The following is a 20,994-nucleotide window of genomic DNA, read 5'->3' as shown; positions in this document are numbered from 1 at the left end:
TTTAGATCAATCAGGTAGGGGGTCGACTTAAAGTGTCGCCTCAACTGTGGTCAACCCGTTGTCCACCGCATCCAAAATCCGGTCGATCTCGGACGGCCCAGAGATCAGCGCTGGCGAGAAACACAGCGTGTTGTTGAAGCCGGGGATCGAGCGCATGGTCGCGCCGATGATCACGCCTTGCTTGTCGCACTCGGCCACAACCGCCTGCACCAGCTTTTCGGCCAATGGCTCTTTGGTGTCGCGATCTGCCACCAATTCCGCGCCACAGAACAAGCCCTTGCCGCGAATGTTGCCAATCAACGGGTGCTTGTCTTCGAGCATCGCCAAACCTTCCATCAGGCGCGTGCCCATGGCTGTGGTGTTGGCAAGCAAGCCCTCTTCTTCGATGATCGCCATGTTTTCAAGTGCCGCCGCCGGACCTGCCGTACAGCCGCCAAAGGTAGAGATGTCGCGAAAGTGGTTGAGTTGGTCTTCGGGGGCATCTTTGAACATCGAAAACACCTCATCCGTGGTGATCAACACCGCGATGGCGGCATAGCCCGAGGCCACGCCTTTGGCGGCGGTGATGAAGTCCGGTTTGATACCGTAGTTCTGATAGCCAAACCATTCGCCGGTCCGGCCCATGCCACACACCACCTCGTCGATGTGCAACAGAATGTCGTATTTTTGACAGATCTCCTGGACCTTTTCCCAATAGCCCTCGGGCGGGGTGATCACGCCACCGCCTGCGGTCACGGGTTCAAGGCAGAGCGCGCCCACAGTGTCCGGGCCTTCGCGCAGGATCACCTCTTCGATCGCCTCAGCGGCGCGCAGGCCATAATTCTCTACGTCCCATTGTTTGCGGTACTCAAGGCAATGCGGCACTTGGACGAAATCAGGCACGAAAGGGCCATAATGTGTGGCGCGTTGTTGTTGGCCACAGGCCGACAGCGTGGCGATGGTGGTGCCGTGATAATCGCGATCACGATAGAGGATTTTGGATTTCTTGCCGCCATAGCGTTGATGCGCGATCTGGCGCACCATTTTAAACGCCTTTTCATTGGCTTCCGAGCCGGAGTTACAGTAATACACGCGGCTCAGACCGGGGGTTTTCTCGGTGAGTTTTTCGGCAAATGTCGCCGCCGGAATGGACCCGGCAGACCCCGCGAAATAGTTCATTTTGATCAACTGATCGCGCACTGCGTTGGCGATCCGTTCACGCCCGTAGCCGACGTTGACGGTCCACACGCCGCCCGACACCGCGTCCAAAAATTCGCGGCCATTCTGATCCCAAACCAACATGCCCTTGCCCTCGACGATGATCCGCGGATCGCGGCTCTCGAGCAGTTGGTGTTGGAACATATGGTGCCACACATGAGCGCGATCGGCGCTGACGACGGCAGAGAGATCATTGTCATACATTTGGGAACTCCGTGGCCAAATAGGGGGTCAAACCGACCTTTTGAGGCGGTGCATGCGGCCAGCGGAAACGATTTGGCGGTCCAGATCAAGGCAGAAGCCAATCTGGACCCATTGAATCATTTGGCTGGCTCTGTCCGGGCCTGATTTTTCCAGCAATGGATGAGGGATGACCAACATTGCATCCACATTCCCCGACGCCTCCGCCGTCTTCGCGGCCTATCGCAGCCTCAATCTTGTGGGCGGCGAACGCGTGCCTGTGGCGGTGGGACTGGACGTGTTGAACCCGGCCACGGGTGCGGTTTTGGGGCAGGCCGCAGCCTCGAAAGCCCCCGAGACGAACGCCGCCGTTGAGGCCGCCAAAGCCGCCGGGGCCGTATGGGCCGCGATGCCCGCGCGCGAGCGCGGCAAACGGGTCGCGGCCGCCGGGCGGGCCTTGGCCGAACACGCCGAATTGGTGGCGCAGGTCTTGGCGCGCGAGACCGGCAAGGCCATTCGCACCGAATGCCGGGGCGAGGTCGCGGTCTGTGCTGACATTATGGAATTTTACGGCGGGCTGGGCTCGGAACTCAAAGGCGAAACCATCCCGTTCAACCCGCGTATGTTGACGATGACGGTGCGCGAGCCATTGGGTGTTGTCGCGGCGATTGTGCCGTGGAACGTGCCGCTTGTTTTGATGATGCTCAAAATTGCGCCGGCTTTGGTGGCGGGCAACACGGTGGTGGTGAAGGCCTCCGAAGAAGCGCCCTTTGCCACCTATTTGGCGGCTGAAATCGTGATGGACCACCTGCCTGCTGGCGTGTTGAATGTGATCAACGGCACGGGGCCGGATTGTGGCGCGGCGCTGACCGCGCACCCGGATGTGGCGAAAATCACCTTTACCGGCTCTGAGGCCGTGGGGGAAACCGTCTACAAAGCCGCCGCCGAACGGATCGTGCCCGCGTCCTTGGAATTGGGCGGCAAAAGCCCGATGATCATCTGCGCCGATGCCGATCTGAGCAAAGCCGTGGCGGGGGCGATTTCTGGTATGCGGTTCACCCGTCAGGGCCAAAGCTGTACGGCCTCGTCGCGGATATATGTCCATGACAGCCTGTATGAGGCCTTCCTCACCGCGTTGACCGCCAAATTGGACGCGCTGGTGATTGGCGATCCCTTGGATGAGGCCACCGACATCGGCACGATCATCAACGCCAAACAGGCCAAGGTGGTGGCGGACTATGTCGCCATGGCCGAGGCCGCGCCGGGCGCGAAAATTGTCCGCTGTGGCAAAATGCCAGAAGGCGCGGGCCTGTCGCCCGATCTCTTTGCCCGACCGACGTTGTTGCTCGGTCTGGCCGAAGATCACCCCTGTGTGCAAAATGAAATCTTTGGCCCCGTGGCGGTGATCCAAACATGGTCCGACTATGAGGACGTGATCGCGCGGGCCAACGACAGCCGTTATGGTTTGGCCGCGACCGTGTGGACCCAAAGCCTGTCGATGGCCTTGGATGCGACCGCGCGGCTCAACGCGGGCTATGTGCAGGTCAACCAAAACCTGACGATCCAGCCCAACGTGTCCTACGGCGGGTTTGGGCGGTCGGGTTTGGGCAAAGAGGCGTCTTTGGAGGCGATGCTCGCGCATTTTACCCGTTCGAAAACCATCGTGATGAGTTTCGATTAGGCCGAACGCACCGCGTCAATCGCCCGTTTCAATTCGCCAATTCCCGGCGCGATTTTGGCCAGATCAATCGCCCCAAACCCCAGTCGCAATTGATTGCGTGGCGGGTTGGGGCGCAGGTAATGCAGCGTGCCGTTTTCCACCAAAACCCCGCGCGCTTCGGCGGCGGTGAACACATCGCCTGCGTCCATGCCCTCGGGCAGGGCCATCCAGATGCCGGACCCGCCGGTGGTTGCCGTCGCCTGACAGTCGGGCAATTGCCGGTCAATCTCGCGCAGCATCATGTGCCATTTTTCCGACATGGCGCGGCGGTGGCGGCGGATATGGGCGTCATAATGGCCTTCCGCAAGAAACAGCGCCATCGCGCGTTGCGCCAGAGCCGAGGGGTGGCGGTACATCAACCGCCTGAGCGCGCGCAGCTCCTTGATCACCGCGCGATCGGCGGCGATAAAGCCAAGGCGGATGCCGGGAAACAGCGGTTTGGTGAGCGAGCCGACATGGATCACCCGCCCGCAGGGATCAAGCGCCTTCAAGGTCGGATGTTGAGCGCCCAAAAAGTTCAGCTCATGTTCGTAATCGTCCTCAAGGATGAGGAAATCATGGTTGGAGGCCGCTTCGATCAAGGCCAAACGCCGTTCCATCGGCATGGTCACATTGGTCGGGGATTGATGCCCGGCGTGACGTAGACCATATCGGCGTTCGCCAATTCTGGACCGGGTTTCAACCCCTTACGATCCACCGGCGTGGGCACAATCCGTGCACCATGGGCGGCGAAAATATTGCGGGCATCGACATAGACCGGGTCTTCGATATGGATCTCTTTGCTGGCATCGGCAAACAATTCCGCCACCATCCATAGTGCGTTTTGCGCCCCCACCGTGATCAACATCTCGTCGGGATCGGCGCGAAAGCCGCGCTGGGGTAGCACGCGCCGCGCGATCTGTTCCAAAAGTAGCGGATCGTCACTGTCGACCAGATCATCGGCCCAGGTGCCGACATGGCGCGACGTGCCCGCCCGGCGCAAACAATCGCGCCAGCGCGCCACCGAGGTCTCATCGCGCCCGACCTGACCATAAACGAACGGGTAGGGGAATGTGCGCCAGTCGCTGCGTTTGGCGATGTTGGGTTGGGTGGTGTAGCGCCGGGCATAGGCGAGGTTGAAATCGGGGGGCACGGCGCGCTCTTGCGAGCGGCGCGGTGGGGTCACATTGAGTTTTTCGCGCACGAGATTTTCGTCGATAAAATAGCCGCGTCGAGCTTTGGCGGTGATGAACCCGTCTTGGTTCAGCCGCTCATAGACGATGGAAATGGTGTTGCGTGACACGCCGATGGCTTTGGCAAAACTGCGCGAGGAGGGCAACGGATCGACGGGCGAAAGTGCGCCGTCCAAAATCGCCTGAATGAGCCGCTCTTGGATCTGATGTTGCAGTGAGGCGCTTTGATCAAAGGCGGGGGTAAAATAGCGTTCCAACATGAGGGCGCACCGTTTCTTTCATTGTCTCTTTCACCACGTCTGTTTTACCGCCGCTGTGTTTGGCGAGAGGGATCATCGCTCCGCCCGCAAGCTGGGCAGGGTCACCCCAATAGCGCCACTCTATTGAGCATCGCGGCGAGGTACAGGGGCGAAACGCGCTCTGGACCCATAATTTACACAATCTGGCTCTAAATGCGCCAGAGGGGCGACCCCTAGGCTTTTCTTATGAGCGGTAAGGGGATGATCCCGCGCCGTGGCTCGACCAAATGACCCTTTAACATGGCGCAAAAGCGCGGCGAGCCAGCCAACCAAGTTCACGGGGAGTGACATGAAGACACCCAATTTTAACACATCCGAAGGCGTCGCGCGACGCGGTTTCCTCAAAGGCTCCGCCGCAGTGCTGGGCGGTCTGGCGGCACCTGCGCTGGTCAGCCGTTCCGCGCTTGCCTCCTCGGGTGAAATCAACGTGATGATGTGGTCCGACTATTTGCCGGAAAGCTTTGTGACCGCTTTTGAGGGCTCGACGGGCATCAAGCTCAACTTCACCGGCATCGGTTCCAACGATGAAATCATCAACAAACTCAAAGCCACCGGCGGTGAGGGGTTTGACATCGTCTCACCGACTGTGAACCGCAACTTGTTGTGGGCCGAACTGGGCCTGTTGCAGCCGTTTGACATGACCAAAGTCGCCATCGACAAAGTCAATCCGGCGATGGCTCTGGGCGAAAAACATTGGAATTTTGAGGGCAAAGGCACGTTCTGGGTGCCGCATATCTGGGGCACCGAAGGGGTGGCGTGGCGCACCGATCAATTCACGCCCGCGGGCGAATTTCCGTCCTATTACGACATCTGGGATGATGCGAATGCGGGCAAAACCATGGGCCGGGGGCATTCGATGATGTTGGGGCTTGGTCTGGGCATGGAGCGCCTTGGCCTGATGGAGCCGGGGTCGATGTGGGCGGCGTATACGACGCCTGAGAAGATGACCGAAGTGTGGGATGTTGTTCTGGCCCATGCGCTTGAAAAGAAGGGCAATATCAAGCTGATTTGGAACGATTCCGACACCCAAAAGAACGGTCTTTTGAACGAAGGTGTCATTGTGGGTCAAACTTGGGATGGCCCGCCGATTGCGTTGAAAAACGAAGGTGAGCCGGTGATGTACCGCGCGCCGATTGAGGGTGCGATGGCCTGGGTTGACGGGATGGCGATGCCGACGGGTGCGACCAATATTGACCAAGCCTACGCCTTTATTGACGCCTGTTATAACCCGGAATGGGCGGGTGAGGCGATCAAAACCCACGGCTACAATTCGCCGGTTTTGGGGGCGGATGCCTTTGGTGGCGACATTTACGCCAAAAACTTTGCCGATGCCTATCCGGGCGACGCCTTGGCGAATTTGAACGCATGGCCAGCAGAGGCCCCTTGGTATTCGGAAATGCGCACTGAATACACCAACAAATTCCTCTCGGCCTGATTTGGGTCACGGGCCGCTCTGTGCCTTTTGGCGTGGGGCGGCTTTCATTTTGACGACCCACCATAACAAGGCGATACCATGCCAGATTCCTCCCCAGCCAATTCCCCAGACCGCTCCGTTCTGCTTGATCACGTCTCCATCCGTTTTGGCAATTTCACCGCTGTCGATAACGCCAATCTCAAAATCAATTCCGGCGAATTCTTTTCCTTTCTCGGTCCCTCCGGCTGTGGCAAAACCACGCTGTTGCGCTGTATTTCGGGGTTTTCCGACCCCACCGAAGGCCGGGTTTTGATCGGCGCGAAAGACATGAAAGGTGTGGGGCCGAACAAGCGTCCGACCGCGTTGATCTTTCAACATCTGGCGTTGTTTCCACTGATGTCTGTGGCCGACAATATCGCGTTTCCGTTGGAAGTGCGCGGGGTGAGTAAAAAGCAGCGCCGTAGGAAAGCCGAAGAGCTGCTTGATATGATTGCGCTTCCGGGGATTGGCGACAAGAAGGTCTCGGAACTCTCTGGCGGGCAAAAACAGCGCGTGGCGATTGCCCGCGCTTTGGCGGTGGAGCCGGATATTTTGCTGTTGGACGAACCGCTTTCGGCGCTTGATCTCAAGCTGCGCCAACATATGCGCACCGAGCTGCGCGCCATCCAGCAACAGGTCGGCGTGACCTTTATCTACATCACCCACGATCAGGGCGAGGCCTTGACCATGTCGGATCGGGTGGCGGTGATGAGCAAGGGCGTGATCGAACAGGTCGGTGCGCCGGATCAGATTTACAATCGCCCTCGCTCCTCATTCGTGGCCTCTTTCGTTGGGGAAAACAATGCCTTGAAAGGTGTTGTTCAGAGACAGTCTGAAGGCATGGCGGCGCTGGAAACCCCGATGGGCACCTTTGAGGCCCGCGTCGGCGGCGGGCGCAAATATAAGCCCGGCGATGAGGCGTTGTTGTTTGTGCGCCCTGAACAATTGGTGCCCGGCAAGGCGGAAAACGCCTTTCAGGCGACGCTGTCGCGGCAAGAGTTTGAAGGTGCGACCAACCATGTGTTTGCGCGCGCGGGCGAGACCGAATTGCGCGTCTCCATGGTCAATGCGGGCCTGGCGGGTAGCGTGGGCAGCACGGGCGACACGATGTCACTGGGGTTTGCGCCGATGAATGCCACGATCCTGCCCGTGGGTCAGATCGCGAGCGAAGCATGAAACATTTGACACAGGCCTACCGCGCGCTGGCCAATCGGCATGGCATGGGCGCAGCGTTGTTTGTCGCCATCGCTGTGACGCTTTGGGTGGTGGTGTTCATCACCCTGCCGCAACTGTCGATGCTCGATTATTCGTTCCGCTTTAACCTGCCCGCGGATCAGATTGGCACCGAGGCGGATCACTACACGCTGGAGAATTTCCACAGCTTTTTCTTCAACGCGGATGGGTCGCTCAACAGGTTGGATTTGGTCATTTTGGGTCGCACGCTCTTGGCCGCCGCCATCGTCACGTTCATTGATGTGATCATCTGTTATCCCATCGCCTATATCCTTGCCCATGGGGCCAAAGGCGTGGCGGCGCGGTTGATGGTGATCGGCTTGATCATCCCGTATTGGATCAATGAAATCCTGCGCGCTTTTGCCTTTCGCGTGCTGTTTGGGGCCACCGGCGTGGTCAATACGGTGGGGATGCAGATGGGGCTTTGGGACGTGCCAGTGGATTTCATCCGTGCCGATGTCGCGCTCTATTTTGGCCTGTCTTATGCCTATATCTTGCTGATGATTTTCCCGATGTACAATGCCATCGAGGCGCTCGATCACACCCAAGTCGAAGCCGCCCGCGACATGGGCGCACCGCTCTGGCGGGTGCATTGGCGGGTGGTGTTGCCGATTGCCAAACCGGGCATCGTGTCGGGGGCGACCATGGTGTTTATGCTCACCGCCGGGGCCTTGGCCGCACCGCAAATCCTGGGCGGGCCATCAAACCTGTGGTTCACCCAAGTCATCTACCAATGGTTCAATGAAAGCTCCAACTGGCCGCGCGGCTCGGCCTATGCGGTGGTGTTGCTTTTGACCTGTATCTCTTTTGTTTTGTTGATGATGCGGGTGTTTAAGGTCTCTGTTGGGGAGATCGGAAAATGAGCCGGGCGGTTGTTTTTGGTGGCGCTTACGCCATCGCGTTTTTCTCCTTTTTGTTTGGTCCGCTGATCATCATGGTGATCACCGCCTTCAACTCGTCGAAATTCCCCCGCGTGGTGCCATGGGAATGTTTCACCACCGGCTGGTTTGCCGAACTGTTTGGCAATGCGCGGTTGATGGACGGGCTGCTCAATTCGGTGATCATCGGCGTGGGGGTGGTCGCGCTGGCGGTGCCGATCGGGCTTGCGGGCGCTTTGGCTTTGTCAGAGCTGCCCTCGAAATTGCGCGCGACGCTTTATACCGTGTTGATCCTGCCGATCCTGATCCCCGGCGTGGTCTTGGGCATTTCGACCATCGTGCTTTGGGGCCAGATGTCCCGTGGGCTCGGCGGAGCGGTCCAAGCCGGGATTTACAACGGTTATTTCCTGACCATTGTGGGCCAGATCACCTTTGTCTCCGCCTATGCGATGTTGGTGTTCATTGCCCGGTTGCAACGCTTTGATGCCACCCAAACCGAGGCGGCTTTGGACCTTGGCGCCACCCCCGGTCAGGCGTTTCGCAAAATCCTCTTGCCCTTTATGGCCCCGGCGATTGGCTCGGCGGCCTTCATCACGCTTCTGGCCTCGTTTGAGAATTACAACACCACGGTGTTCACCGTCCTCTCGGAAAGCACATTCACCACAGCTCTGGCCTCAAAGGTGCGTCATGGCACCGATCCGTCGCTCTCCGCTTTGGCCGTGATCATCATCACCATCACGCTGGTCGGGGCCTTGACCAACGAGGCGGTGCAACGGCGCAAAGAGGCGGAACTGGGCGGCAAGGCGTCGCGTTCGCCGCTTTACGCAAACCCGGTGACGCGCGCGTTGACCCATCCGGGCGTGGTGTTCGCGATCCTCGTGGCGATTGTGGTGACGGTGTCCTATATCGGCTCCAAACACGACAGCTCGGTCTGTGAGGCGGCCATTTTGCAAGACAAACTCGACCGCCAAGCCGAACTGCGCGCCGCGCAAAAGGCCAAAATCGAGGCGCAAGAGGCGGAGCAGGGCATCACCGTACCGAAACCCGAAGGCGGGTTTGGTGGGGCATTTGGTGGTTTGGGCGGGGCGGCACCTGCCACTCCAGCGCCCAAACCCCAAGGCGGATTTGGCGGAGCCTTCGGCGGCATCGCACCGCCCGCGCCGAGCGAGTGAGGTTTGGAAGCGGGCTGATTTAGGAAAAGATAAGGCTCCCGAAGGGGAATTCGGGGGTCTTTTTCGGTGGGGGCCAGCTTTTAGGACAAAGCTACCGTTCCAAACTTGAAGGTATGGTCGTGATGCAGCTTTACCGGAGCTTCAGAATGCGCTTCCAAAGCGTTCCACCAAAATATCTTTTACCGGCCCAAAAATAAGCAAATATTAGGCCAAATAGTAGGAGTGTGGGCAACCCACTAATTTGAAAGCCACTTTCAGTCATTCCACCAAATAGTGACGCAATAACAAACCCTAAGACAAAGAATGCAGTCAGAAAGTCCAAGATTGCTGCCAACATAATGCGCCAGTGTGCAACAGGTTGTTCGGTGGTTATTTTTATTTCTTTCTATCGGTATGCAAGCGAGACAAATTCATCAGTTCTCTTTGCCTGAAAAAAGCATATTTGGGCCTTCAGGGTATGTCAACGAAGGGCTTAAACCCGCCCTTCGCGTCATCACAGCCTCACAAAAAGGGAACCAATCGGCCCCCTTTGTCATCGCAACTCACCCGCAGGCTTACTCCGGTATCGTGCGTGCGTATCCCTCAGAGGACAGGTCGTGAAACGCCTTGAGCATCTCAACAAACCCTGCCACTTGATGTGCGCAGGTGGCGGCACCTTTTTCAGCCGTGGCCAAATGCGCTTCGCCGACCGTACCTTTGGGGTTCAGGTCTTTCGACACCCACGCGAGGTTCACCGGACCGATCGGTGAGATTGGCGCGGTTTCGGCGGTGGAACGGAAATCTTCGGCTTTGGACATGTCCACAAGATGCGGTTTGAAATGCAGCATCAGGGAGGTCTCCAAGTCGCCGCCATGAATGCCGTAGGTGCTTTCCTGCGCCGAATACAGGCCCTCGGGCTTGCCAAAATTGCCCCATTGGCATTTCACCACCATCATCCCGGCCTGCACCCGCAACTCGCGGCCCAAGATCGAGATCAGGTCCAAATTGCCGCCGTGGGAATTGACGATCACCATTTTTTTCAGGCCCGCACGCGCCACCGACAGCCCGATCTCGGTCCAGGCATCAAGCGCGGTTTTGGCCGTATAGGTCAGCGTGCCTTTGGCGTGGATATGCTCGTTGGATTTGCCGATGGCTTGCACCGGCAAGATCAGAATGTTGATGTCCTCGGGGCAGGTGGCGCGCAGATGGGCGAGCATGCCTTCGTTGATGTATTGATCGACACCCACAGGCAGGTGCGGCCCGTGTTGTTCCACGGCGGCGGTGGGCAGGATGACGATGGTTTTTTCCGGGTCCATGTCGGCAAATTCCGTGGTGCGGAACTCGGCCCAGTCGTATCTTTTTTCTGCAAGACGGCTCATTTGATGTCCTTTTGGGTATAGGTGGCGTCCAGGCGCGAGCGCAGATAATCGGCACCGGTTATGGCGGCGTATTTGGCCTCGCCGGTGCCGGGCAGGGCGGTGATCACGCTGTCCGGGTTCGGGTCGAGGAAAAAGGCGATGGAGCGGCGGGCGGTTTTGGGCGGCAACACCCGATGTGGGGTGGAGACATAGATGTCATTGCTCCACCGCATCAAACAGTCACCGATATTGACCACGAACGCGCCGGGCACATGCGGTGCATCAATCCAATCCTGACCGCGCGGTTTGACCTGTAACCCGCCGACGCCATCGGTCATCAACATCGTGACAGAGCCGTAATCGGTATGCGCGCCCGCGCCAATGCCCACCCCATCCGGGGAGGCCGGATAGGAGAGCACGCGCAGGGTTGCTAAGGGGGCGTCGAAATGTGGGGCAAAGAACCCGTCGGGCAGGCCAAGATCGCGTTCAAAGGCACCATGAAGCGCGACCGCCAAGCGGTGCACAGCCGCGTAATAGGCCAGCATCGTGTCGCGAAACCCCTCGACCTCGGGCCAGACATTGACGCCCCGGAAAGGCTCGCCATTGAGAACACGGGGGTCGTCTGCGGCCAGATCAAGCCCGACATTGAACGCCTCTTTGCGGTCCATTTGGCCGGAAGTTTCATCCAAAGCCTCAGAGCCTTCACAGGCCCAGCCGCGATTGTGCGGGTTGTTGCGAATGTCGACCTTGGCTTTTTCGGCCATGGGACGGGCAAAAAACGCGTCGCTTTTGGCAAAGACATCGGTGATGAGGTCTTCGGCAATGCCGTGGCCGGTGATCAAAAAGAACCCGGTTTCACGACAGGCGCGGCCCAGATCGCGCACGAAGCCGTCACCATCTTTACCCGAGGCAAAGCGTTGCCAATCCAGTACGGGAATATCCATTTAACCCTCCTTTGGGGCTGGGGCGGAGATCAATTTATCAAGCCGCTTTTGCAACCGGTTCAGGTGTTTGGCGCGGCTTTCAGGCGTGGAACTGTCCATCAGGAAATGCGCGGCAAAGGCAGTTTTACAGCGTTTTGCCAAGATGATCCGAAGGCCTCGCATCAACGTGCGCTTGCCCGGTGCGCCAACCAGAAAGGTGAGCCAACGGGAGGCACCGCAGGTGGTGAACACGCCCAGTTTGGTGATATGGGTGAGGCCGGGTTTGATGTCCTCGCCTTCGGATTTCGGCATGATAAAGGCCACATCGGGCACCAAGGCACGGTCCAGCCAGCCCTTGAGCATCGCAGGCAAACCATACCACCAGGTCGGATAGACAAAGATCAACGTGTCGCACCATTCAAGGTCCGTGCAATCGCGTTGGACCAATCTGCGGTTCTCCGGCACGCTCTCATAGGTCTCGTGATCATAGGCCGACATCACCGGATCGAACCCCTCGGCGTAGAGATCGCGCAGGCGCACCTCGGCCCCGGCGGCACTGAGCCGCGCGAGGACAAGATCGCGAATGCCACGATTGAACGAGGTCTCGCGCGGGTGGCAATAGACAACAAGCGCGCGCATTCAAAAGGCCTCCATCTCGCGGCGGATCCGCTCCAGATGGGTTTTGAGTTTTGGCGCGGTGTTGCGGTTCATGTCATAAAGGCCGATGTATTTCTTTTTCGGCATCCCGCAGGCGTACCAGACCGCGCGGGTGACGCATTTGCGGGGTGGATCGGCGTTCTGGATCGCGCGCCAGCGGGTGCCGCCGTAGGTGGTGCAGGCGTAGAGCTTTTTGATATTGGTCAGGCCGGGGCGCACTTTGCCGTCGATCAGTTTGAACGAAATCCCCGGCAAAAACACCCGGTCCAAAAAGCCTTTGAGGATCGCCGGATAGCCGAAATTCCACACCGGAAACACCATGACCAAAGCATCGGCGGCTTTGACGCGGGCGACATAGTCTTTGACCGGTGCGATGTTTTCGGGCTCGTCATGGTAGCCGCGGCGTTCGAGTTCGGTGAGCACCGGGAAAAAGCCTTCGGCGTTGAGGTCGCAATCATCGACCTCCCAGCCGGATGTGCTCAGCGTGTCGACGACCACCTCATGCACCGCCGCGTTAAAGCTTTCGGGGCAGGGATGGGCGTAGAGCACGAGCACACGGCCTTTGGAGGCGGTGCGGGGCTGGGTCATTCCGCCGCCTCCGGTTTCGGGCGGATGCCTTTGTAGGAATACATGTCCGAATAGTCGAAATCTGGTTCGTCCCATGTGATCATCTTGCCGGGGTTCAACAGGCCTTTGGGGTCGGCTTCGCGTTTGAAATCAAGTTGACGTTGGTCCGCGGATTGCCGTCCACCTTCTTCCAATGTGTAGCGATGCGGGTTGAAAATCATACATCCCATCGCCTCGTGATCGGCGACCAGTTGATCCAGTTCCGCCTTGCTCATCGGTTGCACGATGGGCAGGCCCGCGTATGAAATCCCCGCGCCCTCGCGCATCACTTCGAGGTGCATATAGAGCTTGTCTTCGAAGGCCTCAGCGGCGGCCATGACCTTGTCCACATCGCCGCCATAGCGGACCTGGAGATAGGTCAGGTCTTTCTCGAACTTCAGCGCCCGCAACGTGGTGTGGTTCCAGCCATATTCATAGATCGGGCCGGGGTGACGGTCCCAAACCACATCGTCGGAGCGGTAAATCACTTCGCCTTCGTCAAAGCGGGCGAGGAGTGTCAGGAACCCGTCCATAGACTGCGGCGCGACCATCAGGCCACAGAGGTGATCACCCTCGGTGACATGGGCTTTGACGCGCTGGAAATATTTATGCGCAATCGGTGCGCCGTAGACAGAGGCGAGTTTGATCAGGATGCCCGGCTCTTTGGTCAATGCCCCGGCAAATTCTGTGGCCGCGCGGAAGGTGTCAAAGCGCACGAACATCTCGACCCACTCATAGGCGGGCGCGAGCGGCATTTCGAGTTCGGTGATGATGCCGTTGGTGCCGTAAGCGTGGCTGACCCGGTGCAATTCTTCGCCGGTGAACTCCAACACCCGCGGCTCGGCCTCCATGGTCACAATGCGCAAGCGGTTGATGTTGCCCAGATCGCGCAGCGCGCCCCAATTGGCCGATCCAACCCCGCCAGAGCCGCCGGCAACAAAGCCGCCAAGCGAGGCTTGGGAATAGGTCGAGGGGAACATGCGCAATTCCTGACCGGATTTCTCTTTCAATTCGGCATCGAGTTCTTTGATGATGATGCCGGGTTCGGCGACGACGTAGCCCTGGCCGATTTCCTTGATCTTATTCATGCCGGTGATGTGCATGACACAGCCACCCGCCAAAGGCATGGCTTGGCCGTAGTTGCCAGTGCCGCCGCCGCGCATGGTGACGGGGACGTCATGGGCATAACAGACCTTGAGGACTTCGATCACCTCGGCTTCGGATTTTGGATTGACGACGAAATCGGCCTCCAAATGGTCCATTTCCGCTTTCAAAACCGGCGAATACCAAAAGAAATCGCGGGATTTGTTGCGGATGGTGACGGGGCTTTCGTCCATTTCAATATGGGACAGCGCGGCTTTGGCGGCGGCGATATTGGGTGTCATGTCAGACATGGGATTTGCTCACAATTTGATCGAGTTCACTGTAGGACGGCAGGCTGCGGTCAATGGGGTCTCCGCCCCTTAACACCACGCGGTCGGCCTGCGGACGGGCGAAAAGCTCGGTCCAGTTTCGTGCGTTGCACAGGACCAGATCGGCAGGGGCGCCGATGGTCAAAGAGGGGGCGTCAAAGCCACAGGCCCGCGCCGGGTTGGTGACGAAGGCCTCGGTCCAATCGGTGCGACCGTGGTCCAAATGGCAAATCCGCGTGGCTTCGCGCATGACCTCGATCATGTCGAGATCGCCATAGGCGTAAAACGGATCGCGGGTGTTGTCAGACGCAAAGGACACATTCACCCCCGCCGCTTTCAGCTCATGCGCCATGGTCACCCCGCGCCACCGTGGTGTGCGACCGGGAGTGCGGTCTTGCAGGTACATGTTGCACATCGGAAGCGACACGACATTCAGCCCGGCCTTGGCCACCAGCGTGATGATTTCATCCGCCGTTTCGTCCGGCATCACCGAGATCGAACAGCAATGGCCCACGGTGACGGTGTTTTTAAAGCCCAGTTCCAAGACAGTTTCGGCGATGGTGCGCAGGGTGTCAGAGCTGGGATCATCGGTTTCATCGACGTGAAAATCGACGTCCAGATCATAGAGCATGGCGAAGTGAAAGAAATCCAACAGCCGCTCTTTGAGATCGGGCACCGGATAGGTCACGGACCCAAGTGTATGGCCGCCCTCTGCGACGATTTTGGCAATCGCGGGGAAATCGCCCTGCTCTTTGAACACCCGGTCAATAGCGACCAGACAGGAGGCCTGAAGCGCAATCTTGCCGCGCCATCTGTCTTGCAGTTTGGCAATCACACCAAAGGAAGAGGCCGCGAGATTGTCCAAGCTGTCGATATGGGTGCGGATCGCCTTGGTGCCATGGGCATAGGCGCAACGCAGAGAAAACTCCATCCGCGCTTCAACATCCTCGGCCGTCCAATTGGCATGATCTGCGCGCACGGTGTTGAGCGCGCCCATAAACGATCCATCCGGGTTCGCGGCCCGTGGCCAGATGTGTCCCTTGTCCAAATGCGTGTGCATATCGACAAAACACGCAAAGACCATTGCGCCTTTCATATCAAATCTGGGGATCACAGTTTCGGCTGAAGCTCCAGCGTCCGTTGATGTGATCTTGCCATCTGCAAGGGTCAGGTTGGTTTGGATAAGATCCCCCTCAAGGCCCATCAGGCAGGCCGGGAGGGTGACGTTTTCAAGTATCTTCGCGCCGCTGGGCAGAACGCAAAAGCTCATTCAGATTCCTTATGACTCCCGTTTGATCGCACTTTCGTGCCATTTGTGAAGCAGCGCGTGGCTCAAAAGCGAGGCTGCGGTAAAGATCACGACACCTGTGGCCGCGATCAAAAGTAGGGCCGCGAACATGCGCGGGATGTTGAGGCGATACCCCGCCTCAAGGATGCGAAACGCCAGCCCCGATCCGATGCCACCCGTGCCCGCGACATATTCGGCCACCACCGCCCCGATCAAGGACAGCCCGCCCGCAATGCGAAGCCCGCCTAAGAAATACGGCAGCGCGGTCGGCAGTTGCAGGTAGCGCAGACGTTGCCACCGGGTCGCGCCGTAGATTTTATAGAGATCGCGCAGGTTGTGGTCGGTGGAATTGAGGCCCAGCGTGGTGTTGGACAAGATCGGGAAAAACGCCACGATCCACGCACAAAGCAACAGCCCCGCCAGACGGTTGTCGACATAGATGAAAATCAATGGCGCGATCGAGACGACGGGCGTCACCTGAAGGATGACGGCAAACGGGTAGAACGACATTTCAAAATAGCGCGATTGGGTGAACAGGATCGCCAATCCCACACCACCGATCACCGCCACCGACAGAGCGGCCAAGGTGATTTTCAGCGTCACAACAAGGGCAGAAGACAACATGCCCCAATCGGCGATCAGGGTTTTGATCACAAGACCGGGGCCGGGCAAAATGTAATGCGGGATGTCATTCCAGACCACGACCCGGTCCCACATGAAAATCGCAAAAGCGATCACCACAACGGGCAAGACCCATTTGGCAATGCGCTCGCGTTTTTGGGCGCGGGCGTGGCGCAGCTCTTCTTCGTCCACAGCAAGCGGGGTGGTCATATCGGTCACACTCATGCGGAAGCCCTCGCGCCATGTTGGTTCATTGCGCCGTGCAAGGCGTCCGAGGCTTTGCGGCACAGGTCGGCATAGGCGGCGGAGGTGCGGAAATCTTCGGTGCGCGGGTAGGGCGCATCGACCGTGACTTCCGAGGACACTCGCCCCGGACGCGCCGCCATGACGACAATGCGATCCGAAAGAAACACCGATTCAAACACCGAATGGGTGACGAAAATCACCGTGCATTTCAATTTGTCGCGCAGGTCCAACAGATCGTTGTTCAATTTGTGGCGGGTGATTTCGTCCAAGGCGGCGAAGGGTTCATCCATTAAGATCAACCGCGGCTCTGTGACCAAAGCACGGGCGATGGAGACGCGCATTTTCATGCCGCCCGAGAGTTCGCGCGGATAGGAGCGTTGGAATTTCTCAAGACCAACCATGTTGAGTGCCCACATGATCTCGTCTTGCACATCCGAAAGCGATTTGCCGCGCAGGCGGAATGGCAGCCAGACGTTTTGTTCGACCGTGGCCCAAGGCATCAAAGTCGGCTCCTGGAATACCACGCCCAAATCACCGGAGTTTTGACCGCCCTCCCAAGAAATCTGGCCAGAGGTGGGTCGCATCAGCCCGGAAATCAACCGCAAAGCGGTGGATTTGCCACAGCCTGAGGGGCCCAAAAGCGAAATGAAATCGCCCTGATTGACGGTCAGGTTCATGTCTTTGAGGGCCACGACATTGCCGTTGAACACCTTATCGACATTCACCATGTCCAAGAGCTTTTCGCGCTGGCCCATGGGCGGGATTATGTTGGGGGAGGTCATGTTTACCTACTGGTTTTAGAGATCACGGGGCGGGACAAACGGGTCGCGCCCCCGGTGTAGGATGTCAGGGCGTGCTCAGACCAAAGGCCTTATTTGAGATCCATCCCGACCTTTTTGTTGGTGAAGGCCAAGGTGTAGGCGGCGGAATAATCCAGGCCCGCCTCAATCACGCCCGCATCGACCATTTTGTCGTAGAAATCTTTGATCTTTTCATCGGTCATCGCACCAATGCCCAGTTCAAGCGCATCACCGCTGTCGACGATGCCTTCTGATTTCATTTTCTCGATGGCAAAGTCGATCTTGTCTTGGGTCATGTCCGGGTTGGCGGCCATGATCATCGCATCGGCGGCCGCGTGATCGCCATAGAGGTACGTGTACCACCCTTTGGCCGACCCATCGACGAAACAGGCCACCACATCGGGGCTTTCATCAATGGTTTTCTGCATGGCTTCGATTGTGGTGGCATAGGTCGAATAGCCCGCATCCGCGATCAAGAACACGTCAGGGGTAAACCCACCTTCTTTTTCAATCACATAGGGCTCAGAGGACAAGAAACCCTGCATCGCCTTGCCTTCATCGGCCAAGAAGGGGGCGGGGTTGAACGTGTAGGGTTCGCGCTGTTCGGCGGTAAAGCCATAGGCGGCCATCATCCATTGGTAATAGGAGGCAAAGCCGTTGTCGCCGATCAACAGCGTCAGCTTGCTCAGATCGGCAAATGTGTGCGCTTGGCCGGGGTGGGCGATGATCACTTGCGGGTGTTTTTGAAACGTGGCGGCCACGGCCACAACCGGGATCCCCTCTTTGGCGGCATTGAAGGCCTGCAAAAGATCGCCACCCATGTGGAATTGAATTTTATTGGCAAGCAACAGGGCGCGGTTGTTCACCTGTGGGCCGCCAGATTGGATGGTCACATCCAGACCGCATTCGGCATAGCTGCCGTCTGCGACCGCTTGGTAATAGCCACCGTGCTCGGCCTGAGCCAACCAGTTGGTGCCAAAGGTGACGGGGGTCAGATCGGCGGCTGTCGCCCCCGTGAGGGCGGCGGTGGACGTGGTCGCGGCAAGGGTCAGCCCCGCGATGACGCGTTTGAGTGTCATGTCAATTCTCCGTGGGTGAAATTCCGAAGACCATCCTAGCGAGCGGTTCTGGGGGAAGGGTAGGGCCGGGCGATGCTTTTGTTTGGGCAAACGGCAATTGCTGAATTATGCGGCGATTTTCTGGCCGGATGGTCAAATATCATGCGACAGACGGGGATTTCGGATGCGCCATTGTACACAATTCGGGTCTTTTTTGACGCAACCTGCCATGAAGATCGCACTCAACCGAATCTCAAATGGATGTGCCGACAATGAAAAAAGCCCTGACGCCCCCGAGCATTGCCGCGCCTTTCGGCGCTTATTCGCATGGGATTGAGGCAGGTCCGGGGGGCGGGTCATCGTGACGTCGGGTCAACTTGGTCTTGCCCCCGATGGCACCTGTCCTGAGGGTGTGAAAGCCCAGTCAGAACAGTGTTTCGCCAATATTGACGCCATTTTAAACGAGGCGGGCGCGGGGCGATCTGATGTGATCCGCATCGCCGCGTTTGTCACCCGGCGCGAAGATTTTGCGACCTATATGGCGGTGCGCGATGCGTGGTTGGCGCAGGTTGACACCAAACCCGCATCCACCCTGATCATCGTCACCGGCTTCACCCGCGCAGAGTTTTTGGTCGAGGTCGAAGTGACCGCGGTCGCGCCCGTTTGAGGCGCGACCGGATGTGACTATTTTTTCGGCATTTTATAGGCCGGGTTGGGCATAGGGTTGGACCATGCGCGTTTCCCGGCCCGGTCCAGCACCGTCACACGCAGCCAAGGGCTGTTGAAAAACCGCCCCAACGGCACCTCCGCTTGGGTCATGCTTTCGCCATGCACAGCTGTGGCGGCGCTGCCATGTCCCTGCACGATAACCGAGGCGGCGGCGCTGCACTGTACCGTCATCGCTTTGTCGTTGACCTCAACGTGGCGCAATTCCGGGCCTTGCGAGCTATAGAAATCGCCGCGTTTGAGGGCCTCCAAAAGCGCCTCAGGGGTGTTCTCTTCGGATTTGACCATAACCCAGCCGCCAAAGTGATCCGGTTCGGAAAAATGCGCGTCATCGGTGGCGATCAGGGTCAGGTCGCGGCCCTCAGAGAGCAGCAAATCGGCATAAAACGCCCCATCCGCGCGGTCACAGCCCATGGCGCAGCCGTGATTGTAAATCTCGACCGCATGGGCGGCCTCGATGGAGCGCGCGTCAGAGAGCGACATGCCGGACCATTGCGGATGCGCCACGGCGACAAAAGCACCGGCATCGCGGGCGCGTTGTGCAATCTCAGGTCCGGTTTCCTGACCCTGCACGGGCACAAAGGCCGGGCTGTTGGAGGGGGCGAAATCGTCGGGCAGGCCGACCGCGAGAATATGCCAAAGCTCGCCATTCTCCATCGCGCCCGAATGCAATTCGGCACCCAGGATCGTGGTAAACGCGTCATCGCGAAATGGCACGGTGTCGGCCAGAGGGTAGTTGTAAATGCCGATGAAATGGTCGGTCAGGGCGATGAAATCATAGCCCTCGGCCTTATAGCGACGGCAGACCTCGGCGGGGGCAGCACCCCGTCAGAGAGGGTGGAATGGGTATGGAGATTGCCGCGATAAAAACGGCCGGGGGCGGTGAAGGCGGAAGGGATCATGCGCGTGTCCTCTAAGCGGTGTCGCAGAGGGGTAACGCCGAGCTGTGTCGCCAATATGACAGACCCACGCCCGCGGGGACCGACCTTTGCGCGCTCAAATTTGCCGATTTTCATCCTGACGTCACGGGGCCAGAGGACAAAACCTTTGGGCCAGAGCGCCTGAATTTACAATTTCACGCCCATGTGTTTGAGCACGGGCCGCCATTGCTCCTTCATCGGCGTATAGCGCGCTTGTTTTTGGTCGAAAATCGACAATCCCTCGCGCGCCAATTCGATATAGGCGGCGCGTTCTGAAATCATGGTCACAAGGTCCTGACCATTGGCTGCCAAAAACTCGCGCAACAGCCGCGCATCTTTGCGGCGTGGGTCAATGCGCGATCCGATCGGCAGGATGTCGATTTTGTCTTTCTTGATCTTTTTGATCTCGCGCAGCGATTTCAAAAAGCCTTTGACCGCCAATTCGTCAAACATCGAGGCCATCACCGGGGTGACCATGACATCGGCGTCTTTCAAAAACGGCTTTGCCTCATCCGCACCAAGCCCCGCGCCGCTGTCGATCACCAGCCATTCGGTCTTTTTGGGCACGGACGGGCGTGCCGTCCCGGACCAATCGAGCAGGGGGATATGGGGCGCATAGGCAGAGCGGCGTTTGCCCCACATTCGCGCCGATTGTTGCGGGTCGGCATCGGCCAAAGCCACCTTAAACCCCGCCGCTTTCAACGCCGAGGCCAATGTGATCGCCGTCATGGTCTTGCCGGATCCGCCTTTGCTGTTGGCGATCAGTAGCGTTTTCACGAGGACGATCCTTTCTTGCTATTTTTCTTGATGAATTTTTGAATATGGTCACGCAATTCCCGTGACGCCGAGGTGCCGGTTTTCTCGCAAAGCGCGACAAAGTCATCCCGATCCACCTTCGGGAGGCGAATGATCAAACTGCTGTCTTTTTTGCTTTTGGGGGGCATGTTGGTGTCTCGGTTTGGGGTGATCTTTGTATATACGTTTGGGGCGGTCGTCAACCGCCTTTCTCGAATAACCTTTAGAAAATCCACCAGAAAACCCACAGTTGAACATCGCGCCCGAAAAGCCCGCAGCCGTGGCGGATCGGTTTGCTGTA

General features: G+C 58.4%; 19 protein-coding genes and 1 pseudogene. 6 read left to right on the top strand and 14 right to left on the bottom strand.

Annotation, left to right across the window (positions count from 1 at the left end; all coding sequences use genetic code 11):
- Nucleotides 1-27: 27 nt before the first annotated feature.
- On the bottom strand, nucleotides 28-1,401 hold the full coding sequence (locus tag DA792_RS10600; protein ID WP_107719921.1) for an aminotransferase family protein: 1,374 nt from the start codon (nucleotides 1,399-1,401) through the stop codon (nucleotides 28-30).
- Between the two features lie 166 nt (nucleotides 1,402-1,567).
- Here DA792_RS10600 and DA792_RS10595 point away from each other — a divergent pair, with 166 nt between their 5' ends.
- Complete coding sequence (locus tag DA792_RS10595) at nucleotides 1,568-3,058, top strand: aldehyde dehydrogenase family protein (RefSeq protein WP_107719920.1); 1,491 nt, start codon at nucleotides 1,568-1,570, stop codon at nucleotides 3,056-3,058.
- Here DA792_RS10595 and DA792_RS22440 read toward each other — a convergent pair.
- Nucleotides 3,055-3,696 carry a PLP-dependent aminotransferase family protein gene (locus DA792_RS22440; RefSeq protein ID WP_254679676.1) on the bottom strand — a complete coding sequence of 214 codons (642 nt, stop codon included), beginning with the start codon at nucleotides 3,694-3,696 and terminating at the stop codon, nucleotides 3,055-3,057. The genes DA792_RS10595 and DA792_RS22440 overlap by 4 nt on opposite strands.
- Nucleotides 3,697-3,704: 8 nt before the next feature.
- Complete coding sequence (locus DA792_RS22435; protein ID WP_199908157.1) at nucleotides 3,705-4,529, bottom strand: GntR family transcriptional regulator; 825 nt, start codon at nucleotides 4,527-4,529, stop codon at nucleotides 3,705-3,707.
- A 328-nt stretch (nucleotides 4,530-4,857) separates the two neighbouring features.
- Between DA792_RS22435 and DA792_RS10585 the strand changes: the two genes are divergently transcribed.
- The 4 genes from DA792_RS10585 (at nucleotide 4,858) to DA792_RS10570 (ending at nucleotide 9,304) form a co-directional block, all read left to right on the top strand.
- Complete coding sequence (locus DA792_RS10585) at nucleotides 4,858-6,003, top strand: extracellular solute-binding protein (RefSeq protein ID WP_107719919.1); 1,146 nt, start codon at nucleotides 4,858-4,860, stop codon at nucleotides 6,001-6,003.
- Between the two features lie 78 nt (nucleotides 6,004-6,081).
- Nucleotides 6,082-7,197, top strand: a complete 1,116-nt coding sequence (locus tag DA792_RS10580) for an ABC transporter ATP-binding protein (protein ID WP_107719918.1) — start codon at nucleotides 6,082-6,084, stop codon at nucleotides 7,195-7,197.
- The gene (locus DA792_RS10575; RefSeq protein WP_107719917.1) at nucleotides 7,194-8,117 is read left to right on the top strand and encodes an ABC transporter permease; all 924 of its coding nucleotides are present in this window, start codon (nucleotides 7,194-7,196) and stop codon (nucleotides 8,115-8,117) included. The genes DA792_RS10580 and DA792_RS10575 overlap by 4 nt, the downstream gene beginning before the upstream one ends.
- Nucleotides 8,114-9,304 carry an ABC transporter permease gene (locus tag DA792_RS10570; RefSeq protein ID WP_107719916.1) on the top strand — a complete coding sequence of 397 codons (1,191 nt, stop codon included), beginning with the start codon at nucleotides 8,114-8,116 and terminating at the stop codon, nucleotides 9,302-9,304. The genes DA792_RS10575 and DA792_RS10570 overlap by 4 nt, the downstream gene beginning before the upstream one ends.
- Nucleotides 9,305-9,858: 554 nt before the next feature.
- Here the strand turns inward: DA792_RS10570 and DA792_RS10560 are convergent.
- The 9 genes from DA792_RS10560 to DA792_RS10520 form a co-directional block, all read right to left on the bottom strand.
- Complete coding sequence (locus DA792_RS10560) at nucleotides 9,859-10,662, bottom strand: creatininase family protein (protein WP_107719914.1); 804 nt, start codon at nucleotides 10,660-10,662, stop codon at nucleotides 9,859-9,861.
- A complete protein-coding gene (locus tag DA792_RS10555; protein ID WP_107719913.1) occupies nucleotides 10,659-11,585 on the bottom strand; it encodes an isopenicillin N synthase family dioxygenase in 927 nt (308 codons plus the stop codon). The genes DA792_RS10560 and DA792_RS10555 overlap by 4 nt, the downstream gene beginning before the upstream one ends.
- Nucleotides 11,586-12,203: an NAD(P)H-dependent oxidoreductase gene (locus DA792_RS10550; protein ID WP_107719912.1), complete on the bottom strand. Its 618-nt coding sequence runs from the start codon at nucleotides 12,201-12,203 to the stop codon at nucleotides 11,586-11,588.
- Nucleotides 12,204-12,809 (bottom strand): NAD(P)H-dependent oxidoreductase, encoded by a 606-nt coding sequence (locus DA792_RS10545; protein ID WP_107719911.1) that lies wholly within the window; start codon nucleotides 12,807-12,809, stop codon nucleotides 12,204-12,206.
- Complete coding sequence (locus tag DA792_RS10540; RefSeq protein ID WP_107719910.1) at nucleotides 12,806-14,221, bottom strand: FAD-binding oxidoreductase; 1,416 nt, start codon at nucleotides 14,219-14,221, stop codon at nucleotides 12,806-12,808. The genes DA792_RS10545 and DA792_RS10540 overlap by 4 nt, the downstream gene beginning before the upstream one ends.
- The gene (locus tag DA792_RS10535) at nucleotides 14,214-15,509 is read right to left on the bottom strand and encodes a cytosine deaminase (protein WP_107719909.1); all 1,296 of its coding nucleotides are present in this window, start codon (nucleotides 15,507-15,509) and stop codon (nucleotides 14,214-14,216) included. Before DA792_RS10535 ends, DA792_RS10540 begins: the two co-directional genes overlap by 8 nt.
- 9 nt (nucleotides 15,510-15,518) lie before the next feature.
- Nucleotides 15,519-16,373, bottom strand: coding sequence for an ABC transporter permease (locus DA792_RS10530; protein WP_107719908.1), 855 nt, complete (start codon nucleotides 16,371-16,373; stop codon nucleotides 15,519-15,521).
- Nucleotides 16,370-17,176 carry an ABC transporter ATP-binding protein gene (locus DA792_RS10525; RefSeq protein WP_040401862.1) on the bottom strand — a complete coding sequence of 269 codons (807 nt, stop codon included), beginning with the start codon at nucleotides 17,174-17,176 and terminating at the stop codon, nucleotides 16,370-16,372. Before DA792_RS10525 ends, DA792_RS10530 begins: the two co-directional genes overlap by 4 nt.
- A gap of 89 nt (nucleotides 17,177-17,265) precedes the next feature.
- Nucleotides 17,266-18,273, bottom strand: coding sequence for an ABC transporter substrate-binding protein (locus DA792_RS10520; RefSeq protein ID WP_107719907.1), 1,008 nt, complete (start codon nucleotides 18,271-18,273; stop codon nucleotides 17,266-17,268).
- A gap of 340 nt (nucleotides 18,274-18,613) precedes the next feature.
- Between DA792_RS10520 and DA792_RS10510 the strand changes: the two genes are divergently transcribed.
- Complete coding sequence (locus DA792_RS10510; protein ID WP_368074504.1) at nucleotides 18,614-18,919, top strand: RidA family protein; 306 nt, start codon at nucleotides 18,614-18,616, stop codon at nucleotides 18,917-18,919.
- Nucleotides 18,920-18,936: 17 nt separating this feature from the next.
- Here DA792_RS10510 and DA792_RS10505 read toward each other — a convergent pair.
- Together DA792_RS10505 and DA792_RS10500 are read right to left on the bottom strand one after the other, a co-directional pair.
- Nucleotides 18,937-19,880, bottom strand: a pseudogene (locus DA792_RS10505) (PHP domain-containing protein).
- Between the two features lie 165 nt (nucleotides 19,881-20,045).
- Nucleotides 20,046-20,675 carry a ParA family protein gene (locus DA792_RS10500; protein ID WP_107719905.1) on the bottom strand — a complete coding sequence of 210 codons (630 nt, stop codon included), beginning with the start codon at nucleotides 20,673-20,675 and terminating at the stop codon, nucleotides 20,046-20,048.
- Between the last annotated feature and the right edge of the window lie 319 nt (nucleotides 20,676-20,994).

It is taken from the genome of Celeribacter baekdonensis, from assembly GCF_003047105.1.
GTDB classification, from domain to species: domain Bacteria; phylum Pseudomonadota; class Alphaproteobacteria; order Rhodobacterales; family Rhodobacteraceae; genus Celeribacter; species Celeribacter baekdonensis_B.
The sequence above is the reverse complement of the archived record's forward strand: the minus strand, read 5'-3'. Positions and strand labels throughout refer to the sequence as shown.

What these genes read in the sequence shown, in the direction of transcription:
- DA792_RS10575 (WP_107719917.1), top strand. Translation starts at nt 7,194, where the DNA reads ATGAAACATTTGACACAGGCCTACCGCGCGCTGGCCAATCGGCATGGC.
- DA792_RS10530 (WP_107719908.1), bottom strand. Translation starts at nt 16,373, where the DNA reads ATGAGTGTGACCGATATGACCACCCCGCTTGCTGTGGACGAAGAAGAG.
- DA792_RS10570 (WP_107719916.1), top strand. Translation starts at nt 8,114, where the DNA reads ATGAGCCGGGCGGTTGTTTTTGGTGGCGCTTACGCCATCGCGTTTTTC.
- DA792_RS10555 (WP_107719913.1), bottom strand. Translation starts at nt 11,585, where the DNA reads ATGGATATTCCCGTACTGGATTGGCAACGCTTTGCCTCGGGTAAAGAT.
- DA792_RS10600 (WP_107719921.1), bottom strand. Translation starts at nt 1,401, where the DNA reads ATGTATGACAATGATCTCTCTGCCGTCGTCAGCGCCGATCGCGCTCAT.
- DA792_RS10595 (WP_107719920.1), top strand. Translation starts at nt 1,568, where the DNA reads ATGACCAACATTGCATCCACATTCCCCGACGCCTCCGCCGTCTTCGCG.
- DA792_RS10525 (WP_040401862.1), bottom strand. Translation starts at nt 17,176, where the DNA reads ATGACCTCCCCCAACATAATCCCGCCCATGGGCCAGCGCGAAAAGCTC.
- DA792_RS10520 (WP_107719907.1), bottom strand. Translation starts at nt 18,273, where the DNA reads ATGACACTCAAACGCGTCATCGCGGGGCTGACCCTTGCCGCGACCACG.
- DA792_RS10535 (WP_107719909.1), bottom strand. Translation starts at nt 15,509, where the DNA reads ATGAGCTTTTGCGTTCTGCCCAGCGGCGCGAAGATACTTGAAAACGTC.
- DA792_RS10585 (WP_107719919.1), top strand. Translation starts at nt 4,858, where the DNA reads ATGAAGACACCCAATTTTAACACATCCGAAGGCGTCGCGCGACGCGGT.
- DA792_RS22435 (WP_199908157.1), bottom strand. Translation starts at nt 4,529, where the DNA reads ATGTTGGAACGCTATTTTACCCCCGCCTTTGATCAAAGCGCCTCACTG.
- DA792_RS10580 (WP_107719918.1), top strand. Translation starts at nt 6,082, where the DNA reads ATGCCAGATTCCTCCCCAGCCAATTCCCCAGACCGCTCCGTTCTGCTT.
- DA792_RS10560 (WP_107719914.1), bottom strand. Translation starts at nt 10,662, where the DNA reads ATGAGCCGTCTTGCAGAAAAAAGATACGACTGGGCCGAGTTCCGCACC.
- DA792_RS22440 (WP_254679676.1), bottom strand. Translation starts at nt 3,696, where the DNA reads ATGGAACGGCGTTTGGCCTTGATCGAAGCGGCCTCCAACCATGATTTC.
- DA792_RS10540 (WP_107719910.1), bottom strand. Translation starts at nt 14,221, where the DNA reads ATGTCTGACATGACACCCAATATCGCCGCCGCCAAAGCCGCGCTGTCC.
- DA792_RS10545 (WP_107719911.1), bottom strand. Translation starts at nt 12,809, where the DNA reads ATGACCCAGCCCCGCACCGCCTCCAAAGGCCGTGTGCTCGTGCTCTAC.
- DA792_RS10550 (WP_107719912.1), bottom strand. Translation starts at nt 12,203, where the DNA reads ATGCGCGCGCTTGTTGTCTATTGCCACCCGCGCGAGACCTCGTTCAAT.